17 protein-coding genes and 1 riboswitch are annotated in these 18312 nt (G+C 35.1%); of the genes, 9 read left to right on the top strand and 8 right to left on the bottom strand.

Annotated features, from left to right (window positions below):
• Nucleotides 1–84: 84 nt before the first annotated feature.
• A riboswitch (SAM riboswitch) is annotated at nucleotides 85–198 on the bottom strand.
• Nucleotides 199–281: 83 nt separating this feature from the next.
• The 4 genes from FHP05_RS13040 to FHP05_RS13025 all read right to left on the bottom strand — a co-directional run bounded on the left by FHP05_RS13040 (nucleotide 282) and on the right by FHP05_RS13025 (nucleotide 4083).
• The gene (locus tag FHP05_RS13040; protein WP_147668994.1) at nucleotides 282–1289 is read right to left on the bottom strand and encodes a FecCD family ABC transporter permease; all 1008 of its coding nucleotides are present in this window, start codon (nucleotides 1287–1289) and stop codon (nucleotides 282–284) included.
• Complete coding sequence (locus FHP05_RS13035; RefSeq protein ID WP_407923444.1) at nucleotides 1286–2296, bottom strand: FecCD family ABC transporter permease; 1011 nt, start codon at nucleotides 2294–2296, stop codon at nucleotides 1286–1288. Before FHP05_RS13035 ends, FHP05_RS13040 begins: the two co-directional genes overlap by 4 nt.
• 66 nt (nucleotides 2297–2362) lie before the next feature.
• Nucleotides 2363–3289 (bottom strand): iron-hydroxamate ABC transporter substrate-binding protein, encoded by a 927-nt coding sequence (locus FHP05_RS13030; RefSeq protein WP_147668988.1) that lies wholly within the window; start codon nucleotides 3287–3289, stop codon nucleotides 2363–2365.
• On the bottom strand, nucleotides 3286–4083 hold the full coding sequence (locus tag FHP05_RS13025) for an ABC transporter ATP-binding protein (RefSeq protein WP_147668985.1): 798 nt from the start codon (nucleotides 4081–4083) through the stop codon (nucleotides 3286–3288). The genes FHP05_RS13030 and FHP05_RS13025 overlap by 4 nt, the downstream gene beginning before the upstream one ends.
• A 178-nt stretch (nucleotides 4084–4261) precedes the next feature.
• Between FHP05_RS13025 and FHP05_RS13020 the strand changes: the two genes are divergently transcribed.
• Nucleotides 4262–5311: an NAD(P)/FAD-dependent oxidoreductase gene (locus FHP05_RS13020; protein ID WP_147668982.1), complete on the top strand. Its 1050-nt coding sequence runs from the start codon at nucleotides 4262–4264 to the stop codon at nucleotides 5309–5311.
• 55 nt (nucleotides 5312–5366) lie between these two features.
• Here the strand turns inward: FHP05_RS13020 and FHP05_RS13015 are convergent, their stop codons facing one another.
• Nucleotides 5367–6845: an aldehyde dehydrogenase family protein gene (locus tag FHP05_RS13015; RefSeq protein WP_147668979.1), complete on the bottom strand. Its 1479-nt coding sequence runs from the start codon at nucleotides 6843–6845 to the stop codon at nucleotides 5367–5369.
• Between the two features lie 235 nt (nucleotides 6846–7080).
• On the opposite strand from FHP05_RS13015, the gene FHP05_RS13010 reads away from it, so the two are divergent.
• The 4 genes from FHP05_RS13010 to FHP05_RS12995 all read left to right on the top strand — a co-directional run bounded on the left by FHP05_RS13010 (nucleotide 7081) and on the right by FHP05_RS12995 (nucleotide 10825).
• Complete coding sequence (locus FHP05_RS13010; protein WP_147668976.1) at nucleotides 7081–7944, top strand: CvfB family protein; 864 nt, start codon at nucleotides 7081–7083, stop codon at nucleotides 7942–7944.
• 329 nt (nucleotides 7945–8273) lie between these two features.
• Nucleotides 8274–9824, top strand: a complete 1551-nt coding sequence (locus FHP05_RS13005; protein ID WP_147668973.1) for a BCCT family transporter — start codon at nucleotides 8274–8276, stop codon at nucleotides 9822–9824.
• A gap of 138 nt (nucleotides 9825–9962) precedes the next feature.
• A complete protein-coding gene (locus FHP05_RS13000; RefSeq protein WP_147668970.1) occupies nucleotides 9963–10406 on the top strand; it encodes a DUF6526 family protein in 444 nt (147 codons plus the stop codon).
• Between the two features lie 128 nt (nucleotides 10407–10534).
• Entirely contained in the window at nucleotides 10535–10825 is a 291-nt protein-coding gene (locus FHP05_RS12995; RefSeq protein WP_147668967.1) for a hypothetical protein, read from the top strand.
• Between the two features lie 55 nt (nucleotides 10826–10880).
• Here FHP05_RS12995 and FHP05_RS12990 read toward each other — a convergent pair whose 3' ends face one another.
• Both FHP05_RS12990 and FHP05_RS12985 read right to left on the bottom strand, forming a co-directional pair.
• Complete coding sequence (locus FHP05_RS12990; RefSeq protein ID WP_147668964.1) at nucleotides 10881–11060, bottom strand: H-type small acid-soluble spore protein; 180 nt, start codon at nucleotides 11058–11060, stop codon at nucleotides 10881–10883.
• 55 nt (nucleotides 11061–11115) lie between these two features.
• Nucleotides 11116–11487 carry a hypothetical protein gene (locus tag FHP05_RS12985; RefSeq protein ID WP_147668961.1) on the bottom strand — a complete coding sequence of 124 codons (372 nt, stop codon included), beginning with the start codon at nucleotides 11485–11487 and terminating at the stop codon, nucleotides 11116–11118.
• Between the two features lie 189 nt (nucleotides 11488–11676).
• Here FHP05_RS12985 and FHP05_RS12980 point away from each other — a divergent pair, with 189 nt between their 5' ends.
• The 3 genes from FHP05_RS12980 (at nucleotide 11677) to yhbH (ending at nucleotide 15860) form a co-directional block, all read left to right on the top strand.
• Nucleotides 11677–13572 (top strand): PrkA family serine protein kinase, encoded by a 1896-nt coding sequence (locus tag FHP05_RS12980; RefSeq protein WP_147668958.1) that lies wholly within the window; start codon nucleotides 11677–11679, stop codon nucleotides 13570–13572.
• A 202-nt stretch (nucleotides 13573–13774) separates the two neighbouring features.
• Entirely contained in the window at nucleotides 13775–14485 is a 711-nt protein-coding gene (locus tag FHP05_RS12975; RefSeq protein WP_191126351.1) for a response regulator transcription factor, read from the top strand.
• 205 nt (nucleotides 14486–14690) lie between these two features.
• Entirely contained in the window at nucleotides 14691–15860 is a 1170-nt protein-coding gene (gene yhbH, locus FHP05_RS12970; RefSeq protein ID WP_407923443.1) for a sporulation protein YhbH, read from the top strand.
• A 456-nt stretch (nucleotides 15861–16316) separates the two neighbouring features.
• On the opposite strand, the gene FHP05_RS12965 is transcribed toward yhbH, so the two are convergent.
• Complete coding sequence (locus FHP05_RS12965; RefSeq protein ID WP_147668949.1) at nucleotides 16317–16664, bottom strand: hypothetical protein; 348 nt, start codon at nucleotides 16662–16664, stop codon at nucleotides 16317–16319.
• A gap of 106 nt (nucleotides 16665–16770) precedes the next feature.
• Between FHP05_RS12965 and FHP05_RS12960 the strand changes: the two genes are divergently transcribed.
• Complete coding sequence (locus tag FHP05_RS12960; protein ID WP_147669085.1) at nucleotides 16771–18195, top strand: SpoVR family protein; 1425 nt, start codon at nucleotides 16771–16773, stop codon at nucleotides 18193–18195.
• Nucleotides 18196–18312 lie beyond the last annotated feature (117 nt).

Here is an 18312-nt window from a genome sequence, read left to right as displayed (position 1 = left end):
TCCCATCTCAACATATTAGAATTAAAAAATCCCCCTTTTCTTATCTGATAAGAAAAGGAGGATTCTATTCTAAGAATCATCTTCACCTCATCTTTCAAATACTATCAAAATAGTATTTGCAGGAATTGGCACAGTTTTCTAATAGAATCTGTTGCCGAGACTTCTTCGGGCCTGTCCCTCCGTCTCTCTGGATAAGAAATGATTATTTTTATTTAATTTGTAAAAGATTTATAAGCTAGTTTACGGACAATATTGTAAAATGTCAACCCTTTGTGAAAATTTTATTTTTTAAGTAGTAAATAAATAAAGTAAGGTGCTCCTATTAAAGAAACGATAATCCCTGCTGGAATACCATTCGGGTCAATGAGATTTCTCCCAATCGTATCTGCTACTAGAAGTAACCAGCCACCAATTAGTATTGTAATTGGCATAAATAATTGATGTCGAGGCCCTATCAGTGCTTTTGCAATATGAGGCGCCATTAATCCGATGAAAACAATGCCACCTGTTACAGATACCGCAGCGGCAGCTAAAGCGACGGCTATTAGAAGTAATACAATGCGTTCCTTTTCAATGGAGATACCAACTCCAATCGCAACTGGGTCACTAAGTCCTAATATATTTAAACGATTGGATTTATATAATCCAATTGGAATAAGAATTATTAGCCAGGGGAGGATGGCCCAAACAAAAGGCCAGTCTGATCCCCAGATATTACCAGCAATCCATTTTGCGATAAAATCTACCTTTTCTCTCTCAGCAGATGAAATAAGGAAAATCATTAAACCGGAGAAAGCCATAGAAAAACCAATTCCTACAAGAATTAGTCTGGTAGGATTTAGTCCTGCATTTCTCTGATAGGAGAATAAGTAAATTAAAATAGCTGTCACAATCGCTCCAATGAATGCAACAAGTGGTAGGGCATAAGCTAATGAACTTGCTTTTACCGGGAAAAACAAAAAGAAAATACTAATTGCAACGCCTGCACCAGAATTGATCCCAATTATTCCAGGGTCAGCCAAGTCATTTTTCGTGATTCCTTGTAAAATCGCTCCAGATAATGCAAGGGCCATACCAGATAGTAAAGTAATAAAGATGCGAGGTAAACGGATAGAATATAATACAAATTCTTCTTTAAATGTGCCTTGTCCGAATAAAGTAGCCACAATACGGTCAAAGGATAAAGCGGCAGGACCTACAATTAATCCGATAACGACTGTGGATAAAATGAATAGGGTAAATACGAACAAATAGATACGTTGTTTTTTCATTAAAGTTGGGTGGATCATGAGAATACTTTTCCTCCCTTATGTACAATAACTAGGAAAAATGGTAGTCCTAATATCGCAATAATGGCTGCAACTGGCGTTTCTAATGGTGCGTACATCGTTCTTCCAATGGTATCCGCAAGTAACATAAAGATTGCTCCAACAATGGCAGACATTGGTAAAATAAAGCGGTAATCTGTACCGACGATGGCACGAACAATATGAGGAATCATCAAACCAATGAAAACCATATTTCCTACAAGTGCGACAGCTGCCCCTGTTAAAATCGTAATAAGGATAAAAAGCATTACCTTTACAATGATTGTCTTTTGACCTAACCCAATCGCAACCTCTTCATTTAAACTGAGAATGGTTAATTGCTTCGAAAGTAAGAATGCAATAACAATACTAATGACGATGAATGGAACAATAATTTGCAGTTGACTCCATGTTGTACCAATTAATCCACCAGCAGTCCACATGGATACTTCCTTATAAACTTTAAAATATATTCCAATTCCTTCTGCAATAGCAAATAAAAAGGCAGAAACAGCAGCTCCAGCTAAGACAATTCGAAATGGAGAAAAGCCACCTTTCTTTGTACTAGCAATCCCAAAGACTAAAAAGGCTCCTACTGCTGCACCGATAAAACTAGCAACCATCATCCCAAAGGTACCTAGTGAAGGGAATAGGGCTATCACAATGGCTAGAGCAGCATTTGCTCCGGCCGTTAATCCGAATAAGCCAGGATCTGCTAGAGGATTACGTGTCATACCTTGCATAATTGCACCAGAGACAGCTAATGCTGCCCCAACAAAAACAGCGGCAATTTCTCTTGGTAAACGGATATCATGAATAATGGTAGCTGCTTCTGTCTTTGTATTCGAAAATAAAGCGAGCCATATATCTTTTATTGTTGTATCAAGTGCACCGAAAATAATCGAAATGATAAACATACAGATTAATAGCAGTATACCTATACTACATTTATAAAAAAAACGAATAGGTTTTCGTTGTGTCATGGTAATCTCTCGACTTTCTTTTGTAAATTAAGAAAGGGAATTTTATATTTAAAATTCCCTTTTTATGGATTATTATTTATTAAGAAAATGTTTCTTAAAGAAATCCAGCTGTAGTTCTAATGTCAATGGATCATTAAAATAAAACTCTTCCATGTTTACTTCAAAAACACGATCATTTTTTACGGCCGGAATATTTTTAAATGTATCAGTTTCTGTAAATGACATGTCTGCTTCTTCATTTTTACTTAAGACAACATAATCACCGAAGAAGTCTGGGAGAACCTCTGAAGAAATAGCATAATATCCATCTTTTAAGGCTGTTTCCTTTACCTTTTCAGGCATGTTTAAGTCCATTGCTTGATATAAGATTTCTGTACCTCGTCCCCAGTTATCTCCATAAACGTAAAATTGTTTATCATATGCTTCGATAACAGAAACGGTCGCATCTTCGCCAATTTCAGCTTTAATTTTTTCCCCTGTTTCTTTTGCACGTTTTTCAAAATCCTCTACCCATGCACGTGCTTCTTCTTCTTTATTTAAGACTTTACCAATTTCAATATGCTGTGTTAAATAGTCAACCTTACCGTATGTGAAAGTGACTGTTGGAGCAATTTCATTTAATTTATCTTTGTTTTTAATATTGGATAAACCAATAATCAAATCGGGATCTAATTCAATAATTTTTTCAAGATTATCTTCAGATACCTCTTCTACTCCTTCTAAGTCAAACTTAGGGTTCATTTTAGACCAGGAATCCACACCAACAAGATTGCCATCTAACGCCATGACATTTCCAGCAAATGCAGAGAGAACTACAATACGCTTAGGATTTGCTGGAACTTCTACTGGGCCATCTTCTGATTCATACGTAGTTGTTTCAGATGTGTTTTCTTTGTCTACTTTTTCCTTTTCTTCTGTTTTTGTTGAATCATTTCCGCAAGCACCAAGTGTCAGTGCGATAAGTATAGTTAGAATAAGAAACAATGCTGTTTTTTTCATACAAATTCTCCTTGTAATAAATTATATGTGATACACATTGGTTTATTTGTTCTTGGGTCACGTCCAATTTCTGCATCTATTTGAAATACTTGTTTCAGTACATCATGATTGATAACTTCTTCACTACTACCAGCTTTCACTACTTTTCCATCTTTTAAAGCGATAATAAAATCGGCAAAACGTGCGGCCTGATTTAAATCATGGAGCACCATGACAATTGTTCGTTGTTGTTCTGTATTTAATTTTTGTAATAACTCTAAAACCTCTAGCTGATGTGCCATATCTAAATAGGTAGTCGGTTCATCTAAAAAGATAATTTCCGTTTCCTGTGCAAGTGCCATCGCAATCCAAACGCGTTGGCGTTGCCCACCGGAGAGCGCATCTACAGAACGATATTTAAATTCTTGTGTACCCGTTACTTCTAATGCCCAATTGATGACATCATAATCTTTCTTCGTTAATTTCCCAAAGCCTTTTTGGTATGGAAATCGTCCATATGATACCAGTTCACCAACAGATAAACCGCTTGCACTGTCAGGTGTTTGTGGGAGAATAGCCATCTTCCTAGCTAGCGCTTTGGTATCTTCTTTGGAAATATGTTTTCCATCTAAAATGATAGAGCCAGATTTGGACTTAATAATTCTCGTAATGGCTTTTAGTAGGGTTGATTTCCCACATCCATTTGGACCGATAATTGTTGTGATTTTTCCATCAGGGATTTCTATGGTTAAATCTTGAATGATAGCTGTTTTATCATAGTGAACAGAGAGATTTTCTGTGTATAGACGTGCCAAAGTAGTAACCACCTTTTTATGCAATTAATATTGATAATCATTATCAATTGTATGTGTTAACTATATATTTTTTAATATTCTTTGTCAATATTGATTTTCTAGTTGAAAAAAATGAATGAAACAAGTATATTTAAATGAGAATGATAATCATTAACGATAATGAATAGGAGTGCCCAATATGAAAGAGCACGAATTATTTGATGTGATAATTATAGGTGGTGGACCTGCTGGATTATTTTCAGCTTTTTATAGTGGATTACGTGAAATGAAAACAAAGATCATTGAATACCAACCAAAATTAGGTGGGAAAATGCATGTTTATCCAGATAAAATGATTTGGGATGTTGGGGGTGTGACACCGATTCCGGTTGGTGAACTAATTGAACGAGTCGTGAAACAAGGGTTAACATTTCAACCAGAAGTAGTTTTAAATGAAAAAGTGACTGCCATTCATAAAAATGAAACAGATATATTTGTCATTGACACAGCTTCTGGTCAAAAGCATTTTACAAAAATGATTATTCTCGCTGTTGGTGGAGGAATTTTAAATCCAACAACATTAGATGTGAAACATGCCGACAAATACAGTGATAAAACATTACATTATTCAGTAAAATCGTTACGTCATTTTAAAAACAAAACAGTCCTTATTTCCGGTGGAGGAAATGCTGCTATTGATTGGGCATTAGAATTGGAACCCATTGCGAAAAAAGTGTATGTATCTTATCGTAAGGATACTTTTAAAGGACATGAAGCCCAAGTGACCGAACTATTAAATAGCTCGATCACATGTTGCTTTCATACTTCTATTACACGTTTAAATGGAAATATAACAGACGGTGTCATTAAATCTGTCGAGTTGACAGATCTTTCAACAAATACGGTGACAGAGCTAACTGTGGATGATGTAATTATTAATCATGGCTATGAACGGGAAGCTAAACTATTAAAAAATAGTGATTTGGATATTCGATTGAAAGAAGATTTCTTTATTGATGGGAATGCACTTAGTGAATCCAATATTGCAGGGCTATATGCTGCCGGTGATATTTTAAAATATGATGGAAAAGTTCATTTGATTGTTGGTGCATTTCAAGATGCTGTTAATGCAGTGAATAGAGCAAAACAGTTTATAGAAAAAGAAGCAGAAGAATTTCCAATGGTATCCTCTCATAACGAACTATTAAAAGAACGTAGCATGGAATTGATGAAACAAATAAATGAGTAATGGATTAGCTGATAGATTGATGAACATAAAAAAAGAAGGGATTTCCCTTCTTTTTTTATTCGTCCATATTCACCCAAACAGATTTTACTTCTGTGTAATTATCTAATGCGTAACTTCCCATTTCTCGACCAATACCAGATTGTTTGTATCCACCAAATGGTGCTGCAGCATCAAAAGCAGTATACGTATTAATCCAAACGGTTCCAGCTTTTAGGTTGTGGGCAAGGTAATGGGCATTACGTAAGTTTTCTGTCCAAATACCTGCGGCTAATCCGAAGTCCGAATCATTGGCTTTCGCAATCAAGTCATCCATATTATCGAACGGGATAGCTGCTACAACAGGGCCGAAGATCTCTTCTTGGGCAATTGTCATTTTGTTATCCACGTCTGCGAAAATAGTTGGTGAAACGAAATACCCCTTATCAAATGGAATATTTCCCCCTGTTACTAATTCAGCACCTTCTTGGATTCCTTTTTCAATATAATTTGTTACCGTTTGTTGTTGTTGTGCGGAAATTAATGGTCCCATTGTGATGTCTTTGTCTAGACCATTCCCTTGTTTAATTTGTTTTGCATGATTTTCTAATTCAGCTAGAACATTGTCATACATATTTTTTTGAATAAAGATACGGCTTCCCGCACTACATACTTGTCCTTGGTTAAACATAATTCCTTGTAGAGCTCCAGGAATTGCTTTTGTTAAATCAGCATCTGGTAAGATAATATTTGGTGACTTCCCACCTAATTCTAATGTTACACGTTTCATTGTATCTGCTGCCGATTTCATAATCGATTTCCCAACAGGAGTCGATCCTGTAAAGGCAATTTTATTAACATCAGGGTGTTCTACAAGGGTTTGTCCTACAACACGTCCACTACCAGGTAGAATATTAATGACACCTTTTGGAAATCCTGCTTTCTCTGCTAATTCAGCTAAATACAATACAGATAAAGGTGTATTCATGGCAGGTTTCAACACAATTGTACATCCTGTTGCAAGCGAAGCCCCTAGCTTCCATGCTGCCATCATAAGAGGGAAGTTCCAAGGTATAATAGAACCGATTACTCCAACTGGTTCATGTCTAGTATAATTGAAGAAGTTCCCTTGAACTGGAATGGTTTGGCCAACTATTTTTGTTGCCCATCCAGCATAATAACGAAAATGCTCAATGGAAAGTGGAACATCTGCATTCATTGTTTCTCGAATTGGCTTCCCATTATCCAATGTTTCTAATTGTGCTAATTCGAGTTTATGTTCTTCCATTAAATCAGCTAATTTATAAATAATGCGACTTCTTTCTGCTGTACCCATAGTAGACCACGGGCCATTATCAAATGCATCTCTTGCTGCTCGGACTGCTTTTTCTACATCTTCTCTACCAGCCTCAGCTACTTCTGCTATTTCATCGCCTGTTGCTGGATTATATGATGTAAAGGTTTTTCCTGAAACAGAATCGACAAACTGTCCATTAATGTACAGTTTTTTAACTCCTTTTAGGAAACTTTGAAGCCTTGGACTTAGTTGTTCTGTCATCGAAATCGCTCCTTATGTTTAGAGTAACTTACAAATACATTATAATACCTATACGGGTATACAGAAAGGAATTTGCTTACAGGAAAGATACCTCACACAAAAATTAGGAAAAGTAACGTAAGTGTGTTATTTTTTACATAGCTTAATAATGAGATAGCCAGTGATTAATAAGGAATAGAAAAAAGTACATTGTGAATTATTAATGATAGATAATATGTTGAAAGAAGGTAAAAAGATGGACAATTTACAAATTGGTACAATTCAAATGATGACTGTAAAAAGGACAATAGATACAGGATATGTTTTACAAAAAGGAACAGAAGAAGTTTTAATGCATACCCGTGAAACAGAGGGAACTCTAGAGGTTGATGCTGCTGTTGATGTGTTTTTATATACGGATAAAAATGACCAAGTAGTTGCAACGATGAAGATTCCATCCATTGTTTTAGGAGCATATGGGTGGGCAACAGTTGTGGAAGTTGTTCCTAATTTAGGTGTGTTTGTTGATATTGGCACAACAAAGGAAATGCTTGTTTCTGTTGATGACTTACCGCTATTTGAAGAAGTGTGGCCGCAAGTAGATGATAAAATCTATGTTACATTAGGTAAGGATAGAAAAGGACGGTTACTGGCGATTCCAGCTTCTGAAGAAATACTAGAAGATTGTTTTGAAATGGCTTATGATGTGGAATTAAATGAAAGAGTTTCGGGCCGAATTTATTTAACAAGTAAAGAAGGTAGTGCTCTTATTACAGAAGAAGGATATCGAGCCTTCGTTCACTATACGGAAAGAGGTCATGAACCACGTTTAGGGGAACTTGTTTCTGGTCGGATAATTGAAGTAAAAGAAAATGGCACATTAAATGTCTCTTTAATGCCGATGAAACATGAACGTTTAGATGATGATGCAGAAGCCATTTTAATGTATTTACAAGAACACGGTGGAAAAATGCCTTATGGAGATAAAAGCAGTCCAGAGACAATCCAAAAAAACTTTCAAATGAGTAAATCAGCTTTTAAACGTGCATTAGGTAGATTAATGAAATACAAGAAAGTTAAACAAGCAGATGGGCAAACATTTCTGATTGATAAGAAGTAAACATGGTACTGGCTTTTTTTAAATGAAAATGCCAGTATCTTTTTTATTATCGTATCACTAACCATCTATCATCACCCTTCAGAAGGGTTAATATTTCCGTGAGAATCAAGCAATTTCCCAATTTGTGGATAGTAAATACTTGAATCCAGGTGGCAGGTCATGTATTTTCATAAGGTGTACATTTTTTATGAAAAAGGTACATTTTTTTGAAAAGGTTTAGGGAGTTGAATTTTATTATTGCTTTTAAAAATCCATAGCTATATCTTCTTTAATGTAAAAACGCATGATTTTATGAAAAAAGGGTACAAATAAAACGAAAGGAGACAGGTATGGATAGAAAAAGAGTTTTAAGAAATCCTGTATTTATTGTATCGTCATTGTTTTTATCTGTGTTAGTTATATTAGGTGCAATCATGCCGGAAGCTTTCGGTGAGGTTGCTGGGATGTTATTTGATTTCACAACAAATAATTTTGGATGGTTTTATTTACTAGCAGTGTTTGTGATTATACTTTTCTTGATAGGCTTAGCATTCAGTAGATATGGTTCGATTCGTCTTGGAAAAGATAATCAGGAACCGGAATTTCCATTTTTTACATGGATTGGGATGCTATTCTCTGCTGGATTTGGTGCTGGACTTGTATTTTGGGGTGTTGCTGAACCGATGAGTCACTTTTTTAATACACCTTTTTTAGGAATCGGTCAGGAAACAGAGGAAGCAGCACGTGTTGCCATGGGATATTCTTTCTTTCATTGGGGAATTAGTCAATGGTCTGTCTTTGCGATGGTCGGTTTAGTGATTGGTTTCCTACAATTTAAACAACAAAAGGATGGTCTTGTTTCAACAGCTTTAGAACCTATAGCAGGAAAGCGTAAAGGTGTAAAAAATACAATTGATTCCTTTGCCGTTATTTCCACTGTAATGGGGGTTGCTACTTCCCTTGGTTTAGGTGTCTTGCAGATGAGTGGAGGATTAGATGCGGTATTTGGTACAGGAAATTCTGGTGGAATTCAGTTAGGCATTATTATTGCAGTATTTATTGCGTATATGTTATCTTCCACGACCGGTTTAAATAAAGGGATCCGATTTTTAAGTAACTTAAATTTAGGTCTTGCACTTGGTTTATTATTATTTACCTTTTTCGCCGGACCAACTGTGTTTATTCTAGAATCCTTTACATTAGGTATTGGAGACTATTTGAATAATTTTATTTCATATAGTTTGCGCTTAGAGCCATATAAGGAAGGAAATTGGGTACGTGATTGGACGATTTTCTATTGGGCATGGGCCATTGCTTGGTCTCCGTTTGTTGGGGCTTTTGTTGCCAGAGTATCTCAAGGACGAACAATCCGTGAATATATCTTTGGTGTCATGGTTGTCCCACCAGCAATTGCATGTTTATGGATTGCTGTATTTGGCGGTACGGCTCTATGGAACGATCTTCAACACGGAACAGGGATTGCTTCAGCCGTAAATGAAGATTTGACACAAGCGTTATTTTTAACGTTTGACCATTTACCTTTTTCAACGATTCTTTCTGTACTGGCGATTTTACTCATTTTCACATTCTTAGTTACATCTGCCGATTCTGCAACATACATATTGGCAAGCATGACATCCTTTGGTAGTTTAAATCCACCTCTATTTACGAAAATTATTTGGGGTGTTCTCGTTTCAGCAATTGCAGCTGTATTATTATATACAGGTGGTCTAGAGGCATTACAGACGGCCTCGCTCATATCAGCTCTGCCATTTGCTGTTGTATTGATTCTGCTTATTTTTGCGATTGTTAAATTGTTACAGTTTGATCAAATTCCAATCAAAAAAGCAGAACTTCGCCGATTTAAACGACTGGAAAAAGAAGCAAAAAAAGATAACTAATAAAATAAAGTAGCCTAACTTTCTAATCATGGAAGTTAGGCTTTTTTTACTTTATCTTATAAAGGGCTTTTCAATTAATACCCTATATAGTATGATAACAAATAAGACTATTAATACAGTGGAAAGGGTGCTTTACAAATGGAAAATAAAGGGAGTCAGAGTTATAACAAACATACTCGCTATGATCCAGTGCAACACTTTTTCTGGTTACCGGTTAGTTTAATTACAATCATTTTGACCATTACTTTTACAGTACAGTCTATTAAGAATGGAGATATGAGTGTCTCTGTATTTATTTTGATTGGTCTTGTTATCATGGCATTTATAGCTGGTTTTTTAGCAAGAAGGAACCCATTAAAGGCTCAGGATCGAATCATTCGATTGGAAGAACAATTTCGTTACTATATGCTAACTGGTAAAGCAATTGATCCAAGATTAACAGTTCAACAACTTATTGCTTTACGTTTTGCTTCTGACGAGGAGTTCCCTACTTTAGCAAAGAGGACAGCAGAGAAAAACTTAAGCCCGGATATTATTAAAAAGCAAATTAAAAATTGGCGTTCAGATGCATACCGGATTTGAAGAAAGGTTTCCTATCTAGAACTCTCTACCTAAATGAAGGAAACAAAAAGGTGATGTAGGACGTATAGATATTGAGTGTTTTTACAGAGGGAATTCACGAGTTAGGATAATGGCAATGGAGGGTTTTTATGAAGTTATTAGCTGTTCAACCATATATTAAAGTTCAACGGAAAATAACTACTATTAAACAAACAAAAGAAAACGACCAGCGGGAAATGCGACTATATGATGATCGGGTCTTGACGAAATATCACGAGTTCCTGATTGAGGATGTCTTTGATATGTCCTATCGAAATATCGGTGAATATGGTGGGTTATTATATTTACATACCGTAAAAGGGGTTTATTCCTATCAAGTAACAAGCACTCCTCAAGATTTTATTGACACATTTAAGAAAACTTTTAAAAAGAAGAGGTAGACATGAAAAAACCTCCGTAACAAGGAGTGGAGGTTTGAAACAGAATAATCCATTCCTACTCTTCTTTTAACAAATCAAGTTGCACATCAAACTCCTCGGTAGGGTCATCTAAATAATACACCCTTGCGATATCCTCATTCTCATGGACATGTTGGATAAAGACTCGTTTTCCTTCATAAGTAACATGTTTCATATCAGGTGATTTGGAAATTTCCTCTGCATGTTGACGATTCATTGTATGGCCTCCGTTTTGTTTATGGGATATTATATTTTTTAACACTCGGTCCTTTTTATTTTTCCCAGTCTATTGGAGGATATACATTTGCATAAATGTAGCTAATTTGTGATAAGAGTATGAACTTTTCTGTTTTTTCTTCTTGCCAATTTCCAGGTACAGAAACTGTTGTTTTGTTTCCTGTATCATTATTTCCACTCGGATCAAGAAATTGATTCGGATAAAACTTCCACTCTCCATCTAGTTTCAGTGTTTCTTTATCAGTAAACTCCCACTCACTTAAATCAATGACACCCTTCTCAGCTGTCTTATAATCCGGAGTAGAATGATAGTTTATCCAAACAAAGCGAAAGCTCGTTAATAATAATAGAAACAGAGCGATAATAATAAATATATTCTTTTTGGTCATTGGCTTATATTCAGTCAAATGAATTCATTCCTTTTAATAGATAGAAAGTTTTTTGAATACATATATTATGATAGAAGGTCTGTTCCAATACAAGTAAACAGAAGATGGACAAATCTTTTTAAGGCACTTCTCATGCTCCTTCATGTCATGACCCTTCTTTTTCTTGCATACAATAGGAACAAGTGCAAACCTAATGGGGGGAAAAACATGGACATTTTAAATAAAGTAAAGCAATATCGTGAGGAAGAAGAACAACTCAAGTGGGAAGGTACATTTCGGGAGTATTTAGAAATTATAAAAAGGAACCCAGAAGTTGCTCAAACAGCTCATTCACGTGTTTATCATATGATTCAAAAAGCGGGATACACAGAAGAAGAGGGAAAAAGAGTGTATCATTTTTTCGGGGATGAAATATTTGGAATAGAAGAATCCATTGAGAATTTAGTGGAAGAATATTTTCATCCAGCAGCGAAACGTCTTGATGTTAGAAAGCGAATTTTATTATTAATGGGTCCAGTTAGTGGGGGAAAGTCAACCATTGTTACGATGTTAAAACGAGGCTTGGAGGAATTTTCAAGGACAGATGAAGGGGCTGTCTATGCAATAAAAGGGTGCCCAATGCATGAAGATCCACTTCATCTTATTCCACATCATTTACGAGAGGATTTTTACAATGAATATGGTGTTCGTATTGAAGGTAGTTTATCTCCATTAAATACGATGCGTTTAGAAAAGGAATATGCTGGTCGAATTGAAGATGTTATGGTAGAGCGAATCTTCTTTTCAGAGGATAAGCGCACTGGTATTGGTACATTTAGCCCATCAGATCCGAAGTCACAAGATATTGCTGACTTAACAGGTAGTATTGATTTTTCAACGATTGCTGAGTATGGTTCAGAATCAGACCCAAGGGCATATCGATTTGATGGAGAATTAAATAAAGCCAATCGAGGAATGATGGAATTCCAAGAGATGCTGAAGTGTGATGAAAAGTTTTTATGGCATCTCCTTTCTTTAACCCAAGAAGGGAATTTTAAAGCAGGGAGATTTGCTTTAATTTCTGCTGATGAGTTAATCGTTGCCCATACTAATGAAGCTGAGTATCGTTCCTTTATTGCGAATGAAAAGAACGAGGCACTACATTCGAGAATTATCGTGATGCCAATTCCGTATAATTTAAAGGTAAGTCAAGAAGAGCGAATTTATAATAAAATGATAAAGGAAAGTGATATGGCTCATGTTCATATTGCTCCACATGCATTACGTGTAGCTGCTATCTTTACCATTTTAACAAGATTAAAAGAATCAAAGAAAAATGGCATCGATCTTGTTAAAAAGATGCGCTTATATGATGGGGAAAGTGTAGAAGGACTCAATCAGGGGGATTTGGATAAACTGCAGACAGAATTTCCAGATGAGGGCATGGACGGGATTGACCCAAGATATGTTATTAACCGTATCTCTTCAACCATTATTCGAAAAGAGGTTCCATCTATCAATGCTTTAGATGTCCTTCGTTCCATTAAGGACGGTCTTGACCAACACCCATCGATTTCTCAAGAAGATAAAGAAAAATATTTAAACTACATTTCCATTGCTAGACGAGAATACGATAAAATAGCGAAAAAAGAAGTTCAAAAGGCATTTGTTTATTCATATGAAGAGTCTGCGAAGACGTTAATGGATAATTATTTAGATAATGTGGAGGCTTTTTGTAATCAAAACAAGTTAAGAGACCCACTCACGGGAGAGGAATTGAGTCCGGATGAGAAGCTCATGCGGTCAATTGAAGAACAAATTGGTATCTCCGAAAATGCTAAACGAGCATTTCGGGAGGAAATTCTCATCCGTATTTCTGCTTATGCTAGAAAAGGAAAGAAATTTGACTATCGCTCCCATGACCGTCTACGCGAAGCCATTCAGAAAAAATTGTTTGCTGATTTAAAAGATGTTGTTAAAATAACGACATCGACTCAAACACCAGATGAGCAACAATTGAAGAAGATTAATGAAGTTGTTGCAAGATTAATTGATGATTATGGATATAACTCGACTTCTGCCAATGAGTTACTCCGATATGTCGGTAGTTTATTAAATCGATAAGTAAGAAAGCCTGTATCTACCTGAAAGATACAGGCTTTGTTTTATTATAGATTAACTGGTAGTAAAGGCCTGATTTGTTCAACTAACAAACAGAATGTAAAGAATTTGTTTAGGTTCAAGGTATACTATAAATATATAGGAATAAAGTTTTAAAAAATATGATGAAGAAATATTCCCACACAATCACATAGAGGTGAATATGATGCTACAAAACATTACTTCTGTACAAGAACAACAGGAAAGCAAACAAATTAATATCGCCTTGGTCGATGAAAGTAAATTATTTCGGGAAAGTTTTAAATTGTTATTACAAGATGATGTGGAAATTAACATGATAGCCGATGCCTCATCTTTTAAGGAATTAGACCAATTATCTACACAAAGCAAAGATAAGTTGGATATTTTGATTGTGGAAATAGGAGATAATCCTATTTATGTCATTAATTCAATAAAAAGATATTTGATTGAAAGGCCAGAATTAAAAGTAATTGCCCTTACATATCAGAAAGAAGAGTCATATGTTTTGCCTGTAATAAAAGCAGGTGTAAAAGGTTACTTATGCAAAGAAATGGATCTTTCTTCAACAATTCACGCGATTAAGGATATCTATGAAGGGAAAGTATATTTACATCCAGATGTTTTAGGATATGTTATTAATGATTATCAAAGTTTTTTTACAGAAAATAATAAGGAATCAAAACATGATACAATACAACCTAACCTTAGCAGACGGGAACAGGAAGTGCTGGAGTTACTATTGGATGGAAGAACAAATAATGAAATAGCCGAGGTACTTTCTGTAAAAGAGGTAACTGTAAAAAACCATGTATATAATTTAATGAAAAAAATGAATGTAGAACACCGAACTGAGGCTGTTTTAAAGGCGATTCAAAAAGGTTGGGTAGTAATTTAGTTCAATATTAATGGGGGATGTGAGGCAATGATTGCTCATGTCTCCCATTTTTTATTGGTGGTTAACTGGCTGTAAAGCTCCCACTGATTGAAGTTTCATTCTTATGTAAACTATGTCAAACTAGTTGATAAAAAAAGTAAATTGTCTGAGCAATGATGCATAAGCTAATGATAAGGACATAAGTATGTTTTAAAAGGGTGGGGATATTGTGAAGAACGACGAGCAGAATTTTGTTATATCTGAAGAAGATTGGTCTCTCCATCGTAAAGGGTTTCAAGATCAAACACGTCATATGGAAAAAGTAAAAGAAGCGATTAAAAATAATTTACCAGATTTAATAACAGAGGAAAGTATTATCATGTCAAATGGGCGTGATGTTATTAAAATCCCAATTCGGTCCTTAGATGAGTATAAAATTCGCTATAATTATAATAAAACAAAACATGTGGGGCAAGGAGATGGCGGTAGCAAGAAAGGTGATGTGATAGCCCGTGCTCCAAGTAAAGAAGATGGAGATGGAAGTGGTAAAGGCGAAGGGAAAGGTGGAAATCAGCCTGGAAGTGATTATTATGAAGCAGAAGTGTCTTTGGTGGAACTGGAAGAGGAATTATTTAAGGAATTAGAATTGCCCCATTTAGAAGAAAAGGATAAGGAAAATATTATTGTGGATAAAATTGAATTTAATGATGTCCGTAAAAAAGGACTTATGGGGAATATTGATAAAAAGCGGACAATATTATCTGCACTAAAAAGAAATGCTTCGCAAGGTGAACCAACAATTGCCCCTATTTATGAGGACGATCTTCGTTTTAAAACATGGAATATCGTAACAAAACCAGAATCTAATGCTGTTGTGATTGCGATGATGGATACAAGTGCATCCATGGGAACATTTGCAAAATATTTAGCGAGAAGCTTCTTCTTTTGGACAAAGCGATTTTTACATTCGAAATATAGGACAGTAGATATGGTGTATATTGCACATCATACGGAAGCAAAAGTTGTTAATGAAGAGGAGTTTTTTTCAAAAGGAGAAAGTGGTGGAACGATTTGTTCTTCTGCTTACAAAAAGGCGCTCGAGTTAATTGATGAAAAATATGCACCTTCCAGATATAATATTTATCCTTTTCACTTCTCAGATGGAGAAAATTTTTACTCTGATAATACGGAGAGTGTACGATTAGTTAAGGAAATTGTCGCACTTTCTAATATGTTTGGTTATGGGGAAGTAAATGCATACGATCGCTATTCTACATTAATGCGTGCATTTAAGGAAATTGACAACCCCATATTTAAACGTTTTGTCTTAAAGAATAAATCAGATGTATATAAGGCGATGAAACATTATTTTCAAAAAGGTATACCAACACAATAGTTTGTTGTTTTATCGTTATACTATGTTATTTCACAACATAGTATAGCGATAGCTATTGTTTTTGGTTTAACCTGTATCTTTTATACCTCTTTGTGGAAGGAAACCTCTTTTTAAAAGGGGTTCTCCTTTTTATGAAATTGAATAAATCCCTTTCATTAGAATGGATTCCATAATTATACCTTAATTCTGCTTTAATTTATTTTTATAATGTAATTAAGACAGATAAAGATAAACATTTTCTCATGAAATAGCTTTGTTATTAAGTTTAGATGTTATAATCTAACACTTCGGCACACATCATGCATAATCGTTACCTGTTAGGGAATGAACTTTCACATTTCATGACTCCCTTACATGAAAATCATTGTCTTCAACCATTTAAAAAACATTCCTAATACAGGCCTTGTCTTAAATCCTCCGTTTGTGAACGGAGGATTTTTTTAAGTGTAAGACCTATTAAGTGGGTGTTATTTTATATATTCCACGATCTGTGCTTAGAATAAATTGCTTTCCATTATATTCATAAAGTGATGTATCTTCTATTGGAATTTCATATACATTTTCAGGTAATGGTTGAATGGATTGTTCATCATTAACATGGTGTCCAACGCCATTTAGCTTTAATGTATATGTTGCTTCATAATCATCTAGTTTCCTCGTGTTTTTCTCATACGATATACCATTCAGTTGTATATTAATAATGTCCTGATCATGTAGTTCCAATTTTTCGACTTGAATAAGTTTTCCGTGCCATTGATTTAATAAATTATGGAGTTGTTCGATTGTAATAAATTGCTGTTCCATTATTTCATCCTCCTCTTCCGATATCTTTTCCTTTCAAATAAGAATCATACCGGATAATTCCTTAGTTCAGATTTGTCTTTTGTTACATATAATGTATAAAGCACATATGGAGGGATTATTGGTGACAACTACGAAAGAGTTGGAATATGCCATTCATGAAATTACGGAAATTGCATCTGGATTTGGTTTAGATTATTATCCGATGCGATATGAAATATGTCCGGCAGATATTATTTATACGTTTGGTGCTTATGGAATGCCTACTCGCTTTACACACTGGAGTTTTGGGAAACAGTTTCATAAAATGAAGTTGCAATATGATTTGGGATTAAGTCAAATTTATGAGCTTGTCATTAATTCAGATCCATGTTATGCCTTCTTGTTAGATACCAATACATTGATTCAAAATAAATTAATTGTTGCCCATGTATTGGGACATTCTGACTTTTTTAAGAATAATATTCGATTTAGCAATACGAGACGAGACATGGTAGAAAGTATGACAGCAACTGCTGAAAGAATTGCCCATTATGAAATGGTCTACGGAAAGGAAGAAGTGGAAAAATTTTTAGATGCGATATTAGCAATTCAAGAACATATTGATCCATCCATTATTCGTCCTAAAAAAACAATGGCTGAAGAGTTAGAGGAGGAAAAAGCAGTATCAAGAAAGACGCCATATGATGATTTATGGGAACTTGATTCATTTGGAACAAAGAAACGGGAAAAAAAACAAGTGACCGGTCGCAAGAAAATTCCAATACGCCCGGAAAAAGATCTTCTCCTTTTCTTGGAGCAATACAGTCAAGAATTAACTGATTGGCAACGAGATGTTTTATCAATGATGCGAGCAGAAATGCTGTACTTTTGGCCACAACTAGAAACAAAAATTATGAATGAAGGATGGGCCTCTTTTTGGCACCAGCGTATTTTAAGGGAAATGAACTTAACACCAGAGGATACCATTGAATTTGCTAAGTTAAATGCAAATGTCATTCAGCCATCTAAAACACAGATTAATCCATATCATTTAGGTGTTAAATTATTTGAGGATATTGAAGAACTTTATAATCATCCAACAGAAGAAATGATGGAGCGAGGAGTAAAACCAAATTCAGGGAGAGAAAAGATTTTTGAAGTAAGGGAAATGGACTCTGACATGTCCTTTATTCGAAATTACTTAACAAAGGAATTTATCCAACGAGAAGATATGTATATATTTGAGAAAAAGGGCAAAGTATATCAAATAACAGATCAAGACCATCAAGAAATAAGACAACAACTCATTTCCATGCGTGTAAATGGTGGATTCCCATATATAATGGTACAAGATGGTGATTATTTACGAAATGGGGAATTATATTTAAAACATTATTATGAGGAGACAGAATTGGATATCCCATATTTAGAACATGTTTTACCATATATTTACCAACTATGGGGGAGGACTGTTCATTTAGAGACGTACCTAGAAGGAAAACCTGTCCGTTTTACGTATAATGGCAAGAAAGTACATCGTGCTGGATTATAATTTTTACAGAAAAATGTGTGAACCACAATTAGCTTTTAAAACGTTCTGAAGAACTGACTCCTGCGGGAAGAGCATGTATTTGAAGACCCCGCATGAAGTGGTTTTCTTTTCGAGGAG

This window comes from Cerasibacillus terrae (assembly GCF_008039555.1).
In the GTDB taxonomy this organism is placed as follows: Bacteria; Bacillota; Bacilli; order Bacillales; family Amphibacillaceae; genus Cerasibacillus; species Cerasibacillus terrae.
Note: the sequence above shows the minus strand (reverse complement) of the source record. Positions and strands in the feature narration are given on the sequence as shown.